The organism is Leisingera caerulea DSM 24564 (genome assembly GCF_000473325.1).
Classification (GTDB): domain Bacteria; phylum Pseudomonadota; class Alphaproteobacteria; order Rhodobacterales; family Rhodobacteraceae; genus Leisingera; species Leisingera caerulea.
Genome location: NZ_KI421513.1, coordinates 2676320 through 2689375, shown reverse-complemented (window position 1 = coordinate 2689375; position 13056 = coordinate 2676320). Strand labels below are relative to the sequence as shown.

13 protein-coding genes are annotated in these 13056 nt (G+C 64.0%); 6 read left to right on the top strand and 7 right to left on the bottom strand.

The annotated features are described in order from the left end of the window. Positions 1-31 precede the first annotated feature (31 nt). Both CAER_RS0120250 and CAER_RS0120245 read right to left on the bottom strand, forming a co-directional pair. Positions 32-529 (bottom strand): hypothetical protein, encoded by a 498-nt coding sequence (locus tag CAER_RS0120250; RefSeq protein ID WP_154667796.1) that lies wholly within the window; start codon positions 527-529, stop codon positions 32-34. After that, the gene (locus CAER_RS0120245) at positions 529-2055 is read right to left on the bottom strand and encodes an AMP-binding protein (protein ID WP_027237083.1); all 1527 of its coding nucleotides are present in this window, start codon (positions 2053-2055) and stop codon (positions 529-531) included. Before CAER_RS0120245 ends, CAER_RS0120250 begins: the two co-directional genes overlap by 1 nt. A 149-nt stretch (positions 2056-2204) precedes the next feature. Here CAER_RS0120245 and CAER_RS0120240 point away from each other — a divergent pair, with 149 nt between their 5' ends. Further along, positions 2205-2807 carry an OmpW/AlkL family protein gene (locus CAER_RS0120240; RefSeq protein ID WP_027237082.1) on the top strand — a complete coding sequence of 201 codons (603 nt, stop codon included), beginning with the start codon at positions 2205-2207 and terminating at the stop codon, positions 2805-2807. Positions 2808-2903: 96 nt separating this feature from the next. Here the strand turns inward: CAER_RS0120240 and CAER_RS0120235 are convergent, their stop codons facing one another. Further along, complete coding sequence (locus CAER_RS0120235; protein ID WP_027237081.1) at positions 2904-4064, bottom strand: isovaleryl-CoA dehydrogenase; 1161 nt, start codon at positions 4062-4064, stop codon at positions 2904-2906. Between the two features lie 156 nt (positions 4065-4220). Then, positions 4221-4880, bottom strand: coding sequence for a DUF1236 domain-containing protein (locus CAER_RS0120230; RefSeq protein WP_051357818.1), 660 nt, complete (start codon positions 4878-4880; stop codon positions 4221-4223). A 167-nt stretch (positions 4881-5047) separates the two neighbouring features. Here CAER_RS0120230 and CAER_RS0120225 point away from each other — a divergent pair, with 167 nt between their 5' ends. After that, positions 5048-5506, top strand: coding sequence for a CreA family protein (locus CAER_RS0120225; RefSeq protein WP_027237079.1), 459 nt, complete (start codon positions 5048-5050; stop codon positions 5504-5506). On the opposite strand, the gene CAER_RS0120220 is transcribed toward CAER_RS0120225, so the two are convergent. After that, on the bottom strand, positions 5494-6687 hold the full coding sequence (locus CAER_RS0120220) for a DegT/DnrJ/EryC1/StrS family aminotransferase (RefSeq protein WP_027237078.1): 1194 nt from the start codon (positions 6685-6687) through the stop codon (positions 5494-5496). The two genes, CAER_RS0120225 and CAER_RS0120220, sit on opposite strands and share 13 nt — an antisense overlap. Positions 6688-6766: 79 nt before the next feature. Next, positions 6767-7429, bottom strand: a complete 663-nt coding sequence (locus CAER_RS0120215; RefSeq protein WP_027237077.1) for an HAD-IA family hydrolase — start codon at positions 7427-7429, stop codon at positions 6767-6769. 131 nt (positions 7430-7560) lie between these two features. On the opposite strand from CAER_RS0120215, the gene glmU reads away from it, so the two are divergent. Genes glmU through CAER_RS0120200 form a run of 3 tightly spaced genes read left to right on the top strand, consistent with a single transcriptional unit; the run spans position 7561 to position 11425 of the window. Next, entirely contained in the window at positions 7561-8916 is a 1356-nt protein-coding gene (glmU, locus tag CAER_RS0120210; protein ID WP_027237076.1) for a bifunctional UDP-N-acetylglucosamine diphosphorylase/glucosamine-1-phosphate N-acetyltransferase GlmU, read from the top strand. Beyond that, positions 8916-10736 carry a glutamine--fructose-6-phosphate transaminase (isomerizing) gene (gene glmS, locus CAER_RS0120205; RefSeq protein WP_027237075.1) on the top strand — a complete coding sequence of 607 codons (1821 nt, stop codon included), beginning with the start codon at positions 8916-8918 and terminating at the stop codon, positions 10734-10736. The genes glmU and glmS overlap by 1 nt, the downstream gene beginning before the upstream one ends. 5 nt (positions 10737-10741) lie before the next feature. Then, positions 10742-11425 (top strand): DNA alkylation repair protein, encoded by a 684-nt coding sequence (locus CAER_RS0120200; RefSeq protein ID WP_027237074.1) that lies wholly within the window; start codon positions 10742-10744, stop codon positions 11423-11425. A gap of 88 nt (positions 11426-11513) precedes the next feature. Here the strand turns inward: CAER_RS0120200 and CAER_RS0120195 are convergent, their stop codons facing one another. Further along, a complete protein-coding gene (locus tag CAER_RS0120195; protein WP_027237073.1) occupies positions 11514-11954 on the bottom strand; it encodes a hypothetical protein in 441 nt (146 codons plus the stop codon). A gap of 90 nt (positions 11955-12044) precedes the next feature. Here CAER_RS0120195 and moaA point away from each other — a divergent pair, with 90 nt between their 5' ends. After that, positions 12045-13055 (top strand): GTP 3',8-cyclase MoaA, encoded by a 1011-nt coding sequence (gene moaA, locus CAER_RS0120190; RefSeq protein WP_027237072.1) that lies wholly within the window; start codon positions 12045-12047, stop codon positions 13053-13055. The last annotated feature ends 1 nt before the right edge of the window (position 13056 follow it).

Here is a 13056-nt window from a genome sequence, read left to right as displayed (position 1 = left end):
GCAGCGTACGCCGGGTGTGCAACACCGTAGGTCATTGGCTTGCATCCCCGGCCACAACTTCACTGCGCAGCAAAATTCTCAGCTTAAGCCATTCTGAAAGTGCTTCGGAATAGCGGCACGCTGTTTCGGGTGGCAGATTGGGGTCAAAGACCTTGGTGCAATCCGGCGCGTCGGCCAAAGCAGGCAAAGACAAACCTTCGTGCCAATTGTCATCAAGAACACTCTCATCAAAACCGGGCATTTGACTGACGATGCTTGCCCCATCCGCCTCCATCCAAGCCGCGGCAAGGTCAGCACAATGCTGCAAAGCCTTCATTTCGCGGCTCAAGTTGCACATGCGGACTGCCTGCGAGACGCATTGAGTGTCCATCGGCACCGCAAAGGCAACATCCGGGACAAACACCGTGCACGCGGATAGAAAACCAGGTGTATCAAAATGGGAGTGCTCATCACCTGTCGCTGCAGGTGGTGACACCATGCCCAAAGCAAAGACACTGGCTGCAATTGCGAAAGGAGCTGGCTGTTTCATCAGTTCACCTCCCCCGCAGCCCGCGCCTTCAGCTCCTTGCGGATCACCTTGCCGGTCACGGTCATCGGCAGCGCGTCCAGGAACGCCACCTCGCGCGGATAGGAATAATGCGCGAGGCGGTCCTTGACGTAGTCCTGCAGCTCCTTCTCGGAGGCCGCGGCACCGGGTTTCAGCACCACATAAGCTTTGACGATCTCGGTGCGCAGGTTGTCGGGCTTGCCGACCACACCCACCGTCGCGACGCTTGGGTGAGTCAGCAGGCAATCCTCGATCTCCGCCGGGCCAATTCGGTAGCCGCCGGAGGTGATCACATCATCCTCGCGGCCGACAAAGCGCAGGTAATCGCCGTCCCAGATGCCGCGGTCGCCAGTGACCAGCCACTCGCCGCGGAACTTGGCGGCGGTCTCTTCGGGCCGGTTCCAGTATTCCAGCAGCATTGAGGCAGAACCGCGGCGGATCGCGACGTCGCCTTCGCCTTCGGTAGGGTTGCCCGCTTCGTCGATCACTGCCAGTTCATGCCCCGGCACAGCCTTGCCGATGCAGCCCGGCCGCGGATCGAAATCTGCCGCGCAGGAGGAGGCAACCATGTTGCATTCGGTCTGGCCGTAGAATTCGTTGATGGTCATGCCCAGCCGGCGCCGGCCCCAGGCGAGCATCTCTGCGCCCAGGGGCTCTCCGCCGCTGGCAACAGAGCGCAGGCCGTTGAGCCCCTGCCCTGCTGCCTTCAGCATCCGCAGCGCCGTTGGGGGGAAGAAGATATTGCGCACGCCTGCCTTGGCGATCAGACCGGCGCAGGCTTCAGGCGAGAACTTGTCCAGTCGCGCGGCAACCACCGGCACGCCCAGCGCCAGGCCCGGCATCAGCACGTCGAACAGCCCGCCGATCCAGGCCCAGTCGGCCGGCGTCCAGAGGACATCGCCGGGCTGGCCAAGGTGGTCGTGGCTGATCGCAACGCCCGGCAGATGGCCGGTCAGCACGCGGTGGCCGTGCAACGCGCCCTTGGGGCTGCCGGTGGTACCGGAGGTGTAGATCAGAACGGCAGGCGTATCCGGCGCGGTATCGGCGAAGGGGACCGGTGCCCCCTCCAGCCCGGCGCTGTCCGTCATCACCGCTTCGGCCAGATCGCCTAGCAGGCCGGCGCCCTCGGCGTCGGTGAAGACGAAGCGCACACCCGCGTCGCCGGCGCGTGACGCCAGCGCGTCGCGCTTGAACAGCTTGAACAAGGGCACCGAGATGCCGCCTGCCTTCCAGATCGCCAGATGCGCCGCGGCGCACCAGGGCGACTGGCTGAGCAGCACCCCGACCCGGTCGCCCGGCTGGATACGCTGCAGCAGGTAGCGGGCCAGCCCGTCGGTCATCTCCGCAAGCCCGCCGTAAGAAATGTCCCGCCGCGCCGGACCGGTCATATCAATCAGGGCGGTCTTTTCAGCCGGATGCGACAGGCATTGCGCGGCCATGTTCAGCCGCTCCGGCAGGTCCCAGCTGCCATCAGCGCGAAGCCCGGGAATGTTACAGGTGTCATGCATATTTAGACATTCCCGAAACGCATGGCGGACATGCAATTTTTCACCGGCTTTTCAAGGGGAAAGCGATCCGCCCCTTGATCCAGATCAGAGTTTTCGGCCGCGCCATGGGGCACCACTGCGGGGTAAACACAAGAAAAGGGACGCACCCGATGAAACGCATCGTTTCCGCTTTGGCACTGACTTCTGCCCTCGCCGCCCTGGCTGGCCCCGCGCTGGCCCAGCAGCAAGGCGACTGGACCGTTGGTGTTGGTATCGCCAACGTCAACCCGAAATCCGGCAACGGCACCCTGGCCGGCGCCGCAGCGGATATCGACGATGGCACCGCGCTTTCGCTGACCGTTGAATACTTCTTCCGCGACAACTGGGGTGTCGAGCTGCTGGCGGCCTCGCCGTTCGAGCATGACGTTCGCCTGAACGGCGCGTTTGCAGCGTCCGCCAAGCAGCTGCCGCCGACCCTGTCGGTCAACTACCACTTCCCGACCGCCGGCAAGGTCAAGCCGTTCCTGGGTCTGGGCCTGAACTACACCACCTTCTTTGAGGAAGAGACCGCGCTTGGCACGCTCGACCTCGATGACAGCTTTGGTGTGGCGGTCAACGCCGGTGCCGACTACCAGATCTCCGACAATGGCGCGCTGCGGTTCAACGTGCGCTGGATGGACATCGACACCGACGCAACCCTGAACGGCGCCGCAATCGGCACCGCAGAGATTGATCCGGTTGTCGTGAACCTCGCTTACGTGCACCGCTTCTGATCCTTAGTGACTTTGTTCCGGTCTGGCGGCTGGCCTCGTGCCGCCAGGCTTGTTTCAAACCCCGCGCCTCCCTGGGATGCGCGGGGTTTTCGTTTGTTACATGGTACCCATCAGCTCGCGGCCGATCAGCATCCGGCGGATCTCGCTGGTGCCTGCGCCGATTTCCATCAGCTTGGCATCGCGGAAGATGCGGCCGACCGGGTTGTCGGACAAATAGCCCGCGCCGCCAAAGGCCTGCACCGCCTGGTGCGCCTGGGTCATCGCCACCTCGGACGCATAAAGGCAGCAGGCCGCCGCGTCCTGGCGGGTCACGGTGCCGTTGTCGCAGGATTTCGCGACTTCGTAGACATAGGCCCGCGCCGAGTTCATCGCCGTGTACATGTCGGCAATCTTGGCCTGCATCAGCTGGAAGTTCCCGATCGGCTGGCCGAATTGCTTGCGCTCCGCCATGTAGGGCATCATCTCATCCATGCAGGACGCCATGATACCCAGGCCGATGCCCGCCAGCACCACGCGCTCATAATCCAGGCCGGACATCAGCACGCGCACGCCCTTGCCCTCTTCGCCCAGCACGTTCTCAAACGGGACTTCCACGTCTTCAAACACCAGCTCGGCAGTGTTGGAGCCGCGCATCCCCAGCTTGTCGAAATGCTTGGAGGTGGAGAAACCCTTCATCTCCTTTTCGATCAGGAAGGCGGTGATGCCCTTGGAGCCCGCCTCCGGATCGGTCTTGGCGTAGACCACCAGCGTATCGGCATCCGGGCCGTTGGTGATCCAGTACTTGTTGCCGTTCAGGCGGAAGTGGTCGTTGCGCTTTTCCGCGCGCAAGCTCATCGAGACCACGTCCGAACCCGCGCCCGCCTCTGACATCGCCAGCGCGCCGACGTGCTCACCAGAGATCAGCCGCGGCAGGTATTTCTGCTTCTGCTCCGCATTGCCGTTCAGTTTGATCTGATTAACGCAGAGGTTGGAGTGCGCGCCGTAGGACAGCGAAACGGAGGCCGAGGCCCGTGCGATTTCCTCAACCGCGACGGTGTGGGCGAGGTAAGACATGCCCGCGCCGCCGAATTCTTCCGGCACGGTGATGCCGAGCAGGCCCAGCTCACCCATCTCCTGCCACAGACCGGCAGGGAATTCGTTGTTCTGGTCGATCTCCTGCGCCATCGGCTTGACGCGGTCCTGCGCCCAGCGGTGAACCACATCGCGCAGGGCGTTAACATCCTCACCAAGATCGAAACTCATGCTTGCGTTGAACATCCCGCAGATCCTCCAGGGCACAGCCGATTATATGAACAGTTGTTCAATTCAATAGACCAGGGCACGATTCGGGTCAATCGTGTTCCTGTGCGGACACCGCAAACGGCAACGGGCGGCCCGCAAGGGACCGCCCGCACAATTTCGCTTTGGACCGGATCAGCGCACCACGTAGACCACCGTGCGGTCATCCGCCTCAACCAGCACAGGCAAGCCGTTCAGGTAGACATAGCGGTATTCGGAGTCCGGAACCGCGGTCAGCTCCACTTCCTCCGGGATCATGACGCCAGTCACCACTTCACCCTGCACGTACACCGGTTCGGTGGCATTGCTGCGCACATAGGTGACGACTTTCTCGTCCGGCACAGCGGCTTCCCCTGCGAGGCTGCCTGCCACGGCCCCCGCGACGACGCCGGCCGGACCGGCAATCAGGCCGCCGGTGATCGCGCCGCCGAGTGCGCCCATTGCTGCATCGGTTTCACCGGTTTCAGTGGTGGTATAGGTCACGGTGTTGAACTTGACAGGGCTTTCCTTGGCAACCACCGGAACGAATTTTTCGGTGACGGCCCCAGTCAGGTATTCACCATAGGCCCAGCCGTCCGCACCATCGTATGCGACCTTGCACCAGTTGCTTTCCTCAAGGCAGCCCTCAAGATCAACCGAGCCGTCGGCAGAGATCACACCGATGATTTCGTGATGCGGTCCCGGGCCTGCGCGCAGGTTCAGGTCGGTCACGGCCTGCACCTGCGCGCCGGCCCAAACCGGTGCAGCCAGCAGGGCCAAGGCAGATGCGGTCAGGGCGCGTTTCGGCGTAAACATGATAGTGTCCTCTCATCCATTTTCTGTCATCGGCGCCTCAACGCGCCGTTGAGCAGGAGTAACTCCGCCTCCGGCAAAAGGTTCCATGGATCCTTTTCCGCACCTGCGCGTAAGTGATGCATAAAGGGAGCGAAACCTGCCCCGCCGAATAGAATCAGGAGATTTCCATGAAACGTTTGAACCGCGCCCTGGCTGCCGCATTCTGCTTGCTGGGCATGCCAGCCGCCGCCGAGGAGATCGGCCAGATCGGGGTCGACTGGGTCGGCAATGATATTGTGATCGAGGCGATCTCCGATCCCAAGGTCCAAGGTGTCACCTGCCACATCGCCTATTTTGAGCGCGGGCTGATTGACCGGCTGTCCAAGGGCAACTGGTTCGAGGACCCCTCCAACGCCTCGCTGGCCTGCCGCCAGACCGGGCCGATCACGCTGGGCGACATCGACCGCAGCGATGACGGCGAGGACGTGTTCCGGGAGTCGCGGTCCATCATCCTCAAATCCCTGCGTGTGAAACGTCTGTTCGATGAAACCAACCAGACGCTGATCTATGTCGCCCACGCAGCCGAGCTGACGGATGGCTCCGCCAAGGTCTCGATCTCGACCGTGCCGCTCTATCAGCCCGACTGATAGACGGCAGACACCTCTGCCCGGATGATCCGGGCGATCTGGGCGCAGTCCTCCAGGCTGAAGGTCAGCGGCACCCGCATGTCGATGACCCCCGCCAGGATGCGGTCGCTTTGCGGCAGCCGCGGGGTGTCCGCATAGCGCCAGCTGTCATAGCGGGAGGTGAAGGCAACAGGCTCCGGCGTGCCGAACCATTTCAGCTCCACCCCGCGGGCGGCACAGCGGCGCACGGCCTCCTGCACGGCGTCTTCACTCCAGTCCAAAAGCAGGAACTGGATGGAGGAGCCGACATAGTCCTCCTGCGCGGGTCGCTCCACGACCGTCAGGCCTGGCGTGCCGCGCAGACCGTCCTCCACCGCGCGGTAGCGGTCGTTCCAGCGTTCCACCTGAGTATCCAGGTCGCGCAACTGCGGCCGCAGGATGGCGGCGCGCAGGTTGTCCATGCGGCCCGAGATGTTGGGGGTCTCGTATTTCACCCGCTCAAACACCTCTGGCCCCGGCGCCGCCAGATGGCGGCCATACAGCATGTAGGAGCCCGACATCATGATGGCGCGGGCGGCAATTTCCTCATCATCCGTGATGAGCAGCCCGCCCTCGCCCGAGTTCACATGCTTGTAGGTCTGGCAGGAATAGCAGCCCACCGCGCCATGGCGGCCCGACAGCACCCCGTTCCAGGAGGCGCCCATGGTGTGGGCGCAATCCTCGATCACGGTGATACCGGCTGCGTCGCAGATCTCCATCAGCCGGTCCATGTCGCACAGATGCCCGCGCATGTGCGACAGCATCAGCACTTTCGCCTGATCCGCCTTCGCCGCCAGATCCTCCAGGTCGATGGTCAGGCCTTCGGTCACCTCGACAAACACCGGCTCCGCCCCGACAGAGGCGATTGATCCAGGCACCGGCGCCAGTGTGAAGGCGTTGGTCAGAACCTTGTCGCCGGGCTTCACCCCGACCGCGCGCAGCGAGGTCGCCAGCGCATAGCCGCCGGACGCCACCGCAAGGCAGTATTTCGCGCCCGTCTGCGCCGCGAACTCCTGCTCCAGCAGGGCGGTTTCCCCTGCCTCGCCCTCTGCCACGTTATAGCGGTGCAGCCGCCCGCTACGGAGCACCGCCAGCGCGGCCTCGATGGCGTCTTCAGGGATGGGTTCCTGCTGGGTGAAAGACCCGGAAAATGTCTCGCTCATGCGGCGTTTGTGAGCCGCTGCCCCTCAAGGGTCAAGAGAGAACCCGAAAGGACGGCTTTCCCGAAACTAAGTTGCGGGATCACGCAATCAGCCGGTCCGCGACCTCCGGCAGGTCCTCGAACCGGTCGAGCAGAGCCTCGGGTTTCAGCGCCGCCATGTCATCGCCGGAGGGCCCGAAGGTCACCAGCACCGACGGCACACCCGCATTGGCAGAGGTTGTGCGGTCAGTGTCGCTGTCACCGACCAGCAGCGTGCGCGCCGGATCGCCGCCAGCGCGGCGGGCGGCCTCGAACAGCGGCTCCGGGTCGGGTTTGCGCACCGGCAGCGTGTCCGCCCCAACCAGCGAGGCAAAGGCATCCCGCACGCCAAGGCTGCGCATCAGCTGCTCTGCCAGCCCTTCCGGCTTGTTTGTGCAAATGCCGACGCCGAAGCCCGCGGCTTTCAGCACCTCCACAGCCTCCATTGCACCGGGATAAAGTATAGTGTGGTGGTCGATAGCATCGCGATAGGCTTCCAGCAGAACCGGATAAAACTCATCGACGGTGGCGGGGTTGAACTGCCCTGCCCGTTTCAAACCTGCGGTCAGCATCATCCGGCCGCCGCGCAGAGCGACGCCTGCATCTTCGGGATGGCTCAGCACATCGCCCAGCCCCATCTGCCGGAAGCAGAAATTGGCCGCCGCCAGCAGATCGCCCGAGGTATCCGCCAGCGTGCCGTCCAGATCGAAGATAACTGTTCGCATACCCTGCCCTTTCGGCACTTTTCCGCCGCCGCATGTTGCAGCCCGCAATCTAGTTTGATGGCGCTATCCCTTGCGCCCTGCCCCCCAGCGGATAAAACGGGAGCGCTAAAAACACAAAGAGAAAAGCGATTATGAGCATTGCCCTTGTCATCCTGGCGGCCGGAAAAGGCACGCGGATGAACTCCGACCTCCCCAAAGTCCTGCACCCGATCGCCCAGGCGCCGATGCTGGAGCACGCTATGGCTGCAGGCCGCGCACTGGAGCCGGAGCGCACCATCATTGTGGCAGGTCACGGGGCTGAGGCAGTGCGTGAGGCGGTAGCCGAAATCGACGAGGAGGCCGAAGTCGTCCTTCAGGAGGAACAGCTTGGCACCGCCCATGCGGTGAACCAGGCCCGCGCCGCGTTAGACGGCTTCGAGGGCGATGTGGTTGTGCTTTACGGCGACACGCCCTTTGTCAGCGCCGAGACGCTGGAGCGGATGGTCGAAGCCCGCCAGCGCGCCGATCTGGTGATCCTGGGGTTCGAGGCTGCCGACCCGGGACGTTATGGCCGCCTGGTGATGAACGGCGACAGCCTGGAGCGGATTGTCGAGTTCAAGGACGCCTCTGAAGCCGAGCGCGCCATCACCTTCTGCAATTCCGGGCTGATGGCCTGCAAGGCCAGCGCGATGTTCGATCTGATCGCCCGGGTTGGCAATGAAAACGCCTCGGGGGAATACTACCTGACCGATCTGGTGGAACTGGCCCGCCGCGAGGGCTTGAAAGTCACCGCCGTGTCCTGCGACGAGGCGGAAACGCTGGGCGTCAATTCCCGCGCGGAACTGGCGCAGGCCGACGGGCTGTTCCAGGCACGCGCACGGGCCGAACTTCTGGACCTGGGCGTCACCCTGATGGCGCCGGAAACCGTCTACCTCTCTTTCGGGACCATCATCGGCCGCGACACGGTGATCGAACCCAATGTGGTCTTCGGCCCCGGCGTGACGGTGGAAAGCGGCGCGCTGATCCGGGCGTTTTCGCATCTGGAGGGCTGCCACGTCAGCCGCGGTGCCAAAGTGGGGCCTTATGCCCGCCTGCGCCCCGGTGCGGAGCTGGCGGAGAACACCCACATCGGCAACTTCGTCGAAATCAAGAACGCCGAGATTGCCGAAGGCGCCAAGGTGAACCACCTTAGCTATATCGGCGACGCCGCGGTCGGCGAAGCAACCAATATTGGCGCGGGCACAATTACCTGCAACTATGACGGTGTGATGAAGCACCGCACCGAAATCGGCGCCCGCACCTTTATCGGGTCGAACACCATGCTGGTGGCCCCGGTGCGGGTCGGCAACGAGGCGATGACCGCGACAGGTGCCATCATCACAAAGAATGTCGAAGACGGCGACCTGGCCATTGGCCGCGCTGAACAAACCAACAAACCGGGCCGCGCGCGCAAGCTCATGGAGATGCTGCACGCCAAGAAAGCCCGCCTGCAAAAGGGAGCCAAGTGATGTGCGGAATTGTCGGCGTACTGGGCAATCACGAGGCCGCCCCGATCCTGGTCGAGGCGCTGAAGCGGCTGGAATACCGCGGCTATGACAGTGCGGGCATCGCCACGGTGAACAGGGGCGAACTGCACCGCCGCCGCGCGGTGGGCAAGCTGGTGAACCTCTCCGACCTCCTGGTGCACGAGCCGCTGGCCGGCAAGGCCGGGATCGGCCACACCCGCTGGGCGACCCATGGCGCGCCGTCCGTCAGCAACGCGCATCCGCACCGCGCGGGCGCCGTCGCCGTGGTGCACAACGGCATTATCGAGAACTACAAGGAACTGCGCGCAGAGCTGTTGAACTGCGGCCTGGAGTTCCGCACCGAGACCGACACCGAAACAGTTGCCCTGATGACGGAACGCTACCTGCAGGAGGGCCTTGCGCCGGCGGATGCCGCCTTCAAGACGCTGGACCAGCTGGAGGGCGCCTTTGCGCTCGCGTTCCTGTTTGACGGCGAGGAGGACCTGATCGTCGCCGCCCGCAAGGGCTCGCCGCTGGCAATCGGCCATGGCGACGGCGAGATGTTCGTGGGCTCCGACGCCATTGCCCTGGCGCCGCTGACCGACCGGATCACTTATCTGGAGGAAGGCGACCGCGCCGTCGTGACCCGCGCAGGCGCCGAGATCCGCAACGCGCATGGCGACCTGGTGAACCGCGAAACCAAGACCATCCAGATCGACGCCGCCCAGGTCGACAAGGCCGGCCACAAGCACTTCATGGCCAAGGAAATCGCCGAGCAGCCCCATGTGATCGCCGAGGCGATCCGCCATTACCTGCCAGTCGAGGAAGATACCGTCCGGCTGCCCGGAGAGGTTGATTTTTCTCAGGTCGAGCGGCTGACAATGGTCGCCTGCGGCACCGCCTATTATGCCTGTGTCACCGCCAAATACTGGTTCGAACAAATCGCCCGCCTGCCGGTCGAAGTCGATATCGCTTCCGAGTTCCGCTACCGCGAGCCGCCGATCCCGGCCAAGACACTGGCCCTGTTTGTCTCGCAATCGGGTGAGACCGCCGACACCCTGGCGGCGCTGCGTTTTTGTCAGGAGAAGGCGAACAAGATCCTGTCGGTGGTCAACGTTCCCGAAAGCTCCATCGCGCGGGAAAGCGATCTGGCGCTGCCGATCTTTGCCGGCCCTGAAATCGGCGTCGCCTCCACCAAGGCCTTCACCTGCCAGCTGACGGTGCTGCTGGCGCTGGCGCTCAAGGCCGCCTGCGACCGCGGACACCTGAGTGCTGAGGAGATGGCAGAGTATGCCACCGCGATCCGCGGCCTGCCCAATGTCCTGTCTTCCGCGCTGGAGCAGAACGAGGCGATCCGCCAGGCCGCTCAGAAGGTGAGCGAAGCCCGCGATGTGCTGTTCCTGGGCCGCGGGCTGATGTTCCCGCTGGCGCTGGAGGGCGCGCTGAAACTCAAGGAAATCAGCTACATCCATGCCGAGGCCTATGCCTCCGGCGAGCTGAAGCACGGCCCCATCGCGCTGATTGACAAGAACATGCCGGTGGTGGTGCTGACGCCCAAGGATGCGCTTTTTGACAAATCCGTCTCCAACATGCAGGAGGTGCTGGCCCGCAAGGGCAAGGTGCTGATGATCTCCGACCAGGACGGGATCAACGAGGCCGGCGACGACGTCTGGTGCGCCATCCGGATGCCGCGGGTCAAGGAGGCGCTGACACCGATCCTCTACGCCATTCCCGCCCAGCTCTTGGCGTATCACACTGCGGTGGCCAAGGGCACCGATGTGGACCAGCCGCGCAACCTGGCGAAATCGGTAACGGTCGAGTGACCGCCGTGACGCTGCAGGAGGCTCTGGCGCAGCTGAAAGCCTTGGCCGAACCCGGCCGGGCAGAACAGATGGCCGCCTATCACAAGCAAACCCGCGCGGTTCTTGGCGTGCCCAACCCGGCCACCAATGATCTGACCAAAGCCTGGCGGCAAACCTTGAACACTGAAGAACGTGCCGGGCTGGCGCGGGCCCTGTGGGAGAGCGATGTCTTCGAGGCCCGCATCGCCGCCGCCAAACTGCTGACGCAGGCCCGGATCAAGGACGACCAGGCTATCTGGGCGCTGCTGCAAACCTGGGTGCCGGAGTTCGACAGCTGGGCCATTGCCGATCACGTCTGTTCCGCCATTGCCAAGCGGCTGCAGGCGGATCCTGAGCGGCTGGACACGGTGGAGGCCTGGTCGCGCTCCGACCATATGTGGACGCGCCGCGCCGCGCTGGTGGCCACTCTGCCCTGGGCCAAGATGAATAACGTGAAACCGGCGGATCAGGACCGGCGAGAGCGCATTCTTGGCTGGGCGGCCGCGTATGTGCCGGACCGGAACTGGTTCATTCAAAAGGCCATCGGCTGGTGGCTGCGCGACCTCAGCAAGCATGACGCCGCCCGCACCCACGCCTTTCTGGACGCGCATGGTGCGGAGATGAAAGGTTTTGCCCGCAAGGAAGCGGCGAAGTATCTGAAACACGCCTAGCCCTGCCAGGGTCGCGCCCGGCACCCGCCGGGCAGCGCACGCCCCCGCCCTAATAGGGCGGGGGCTCCCCCTCTTGCAAAACCAGAGCTCAGCCTGCGGGCAGCACCTGCACTTCGGCCAGTTCGGTCAGCGGCAGGCCCAGCGCGCGCATGGCGCTGATCGACAAGCGGCTGCCGCCCGATTCCGCACCCGGAACCGGTTTCAGTGTCACCACCGCCTCAGTGTTGCGGCCCGTCCGGATCAGCGCCTGCTGTTCTGCCGCCACCAGCGGCGTCTCCATCCACATCCCCGGAACCGAGGGATCGCCCAGCGACGCCACCGTGGTGGCGGAGCCGCGGAACGACGGCGCTGCAGGCACGGCGGGATCCGCCTCCGCCACGTCAATACCAGGAGCAGGCTGCAGCATAGGGTCCTGCGGCTCAGACGGCGCCGGTGCATCCCGGCCATTCAAAACGGAAGAATTCAGCTGGATGCCTTCGCAGGCCGCCAGCAGGGAAATCGAAGCAAGGGAAAAGAATATCATACGCATGGGCAAACCCTAGCTATCCGCGAAACTCTTTGCCAGACACAAAAGCTGTCCCCCCTTGCCGCGGGCGGTGCCCCGCTTTACCTAGGTAGCATGACGGCTCCGCTTATTGATCCCTTCGCCCGCGCAATCACTTACCTGCGTGTCTCGGTCACCGACCGCTGCGATTTCCGCTGCGTCTATTGCATGTCCGAGAATATGACCTTCCTGCCCAAGAAGGACCTCCTGACGCTGGAGGAGCTGGACCGGCTCTGCTCCACCTTCATCCGTCTGGGTGTCGAGAAACTCAGGATCACCGGCGGCGAGCCGCTGGTGCGCCGCGGCATCATGACATTCTTCCAAGCGATGAGCCGCCATCTGAACACCGGCGCCCTGAAAGAGCTGACGCTGACCACCAATGGCTCGCAGCTGGTGAAATACGCCGATGACCTCTATGCCGCCGGGGTGCGCCGGGTGAATATCTCGCTCGACACGCTGGATGAGCAGAAGTTTGCGGACGTGACCCGCTGGGGCCGGCTGCCGCAGGTGCTGAAAGGCATCGACGCGGCGCAAAAGGCTGGCCTGCGGGTCAAGATCAACAGCGTTGCGCTGAAAGGCTTCAACGAGGCAGAGCTGCCCGCCATCACCCGCTGGTGCGCCGAACGGGACATGGACCTCACCTGGATCGAGGTGATGCCGATGGGCGAAGACATCGGCAATATGGAACGCATCGGGCAATACTGGTCGCTGAAGGACGTGCGTGCGGAATACGAAAACCACTACACGGTAACTGACCTCGCTGAGCGCACCGGCGGGCCTGCCCGCTATGTGCGGCTGGAAGAGACCGGCCAGAAAATCGGGTTTATCACCCCGCTCTCCCATAACTTCTGCGAAAGCTGTAACCGGGTGCGGGTGACCTGCACCGGCGAAATCTACACCTGCCTCGGCCAGGAGGGCAAAGCCGACCTGCGCGCGCCCCTGCGCGCCAATGAGGAAGGCACCGGCGTGCTGGAGGCCGCCATCCGCGCCGCCATCGGCGACAAGCCCCGCGGCCACGACTTCGACTACTCGCGCCAGGAAGTCGGCGGCAAGATGACCCGCCACATGAGCCACACCGGCGGCTGAC

What these genes read in the sequence shown, in the direction of transcription:
- CAER_RS0120250 (WP_154667796.1), bottom strand. Translation starts at nt 529, where the DNA reads ATGAAACAGCCAGCTCCTTTCGCAATTGCAGCCAGTGTCTTTGCTTTG.
- CAER_RS0120245 (WP_027237083.1), bottom strand. Translation starts at nt 2,055, where the DNA reads ATGCATGACACCTGTAACATTCCCGGGCTTCGCGCTGATGGCAGCTGG.
- CAER_RS0120240 (WP_027237082.1), top strand. Translation starts at nt 2,205, where the DNA reads ATGAAACGCATCGTTTCCGCTTTGGCACTGACTTCTGCCCTCGCCGCC.
- CAER_RS0120235 (WP_027237081.1), bottom strand. Translation starts at nt 4,064, where the DNA reads ATGTTCAACGCAAGCATGAGTTTCGATCTTGGTGAGGATGTTAACGCC.
- CAER_RS0120230 (WP_051357818.1), bottom strand. Translation starts at nt 4,880, where the DNA reads ATGTTTACGCCGAAACGCGCCCTGACCGCATCTGCCTTGGCCCTGCTG.
- CAER_RS0120225 (WP_027237079.1), top strand. Translation starts at nt 5,048, where the DNA reads ATGAAACGTTTGAACCGCGCCCTGGCTGCCGCATTCTGCTTGCTGGGC.
- CAER_RS0120220 (WP_027237078.1), bottom strand. Translation starts at nt 6,687, where the DNA reads ATGAGCGAGACATTTTCCGGGTCTTTCACCCAGCAGGAACCCATCCCT.
- CAER_RS0120215 (WP_027237077.1), bottom strand. Translation starts at nt 7,429, where the DNA reads ATGCGAACAGTTATCTTCGATCTGGACGGCACGCTGGCGGATACCTCG.
- glmU (WP_027237076.1), top strand. Translation starts at nt 7,561, where the DNA reads ATGAGCATTGCCCTTGTCATCCTGGCGGCCGGAAAAGGCACGCGGATG.
- glmS (WP_027237075.1), top strand. Translation starts at nt 8,916, where the DNA reads ATGTGCGGAATTGTCGGCGTACTGGGCAATCACGAGGCCGCCCCGATC.
- CAER_RS0120195 (WP_027237073.1), bottom strand. Translation starts at nt 11,954, where the DNA reads ATGCGTATGATATTCTTTTCCCTTGCTTCGATTTCCCTGCTGGCGGCC.
- moaA (WP_027237072.1), top strand. Translation starts at nt 12,045, where the DNA reads ATGACGGCTCCGCTTATTGATCCCTTCGCCCGCGCAATCACTTACCTG.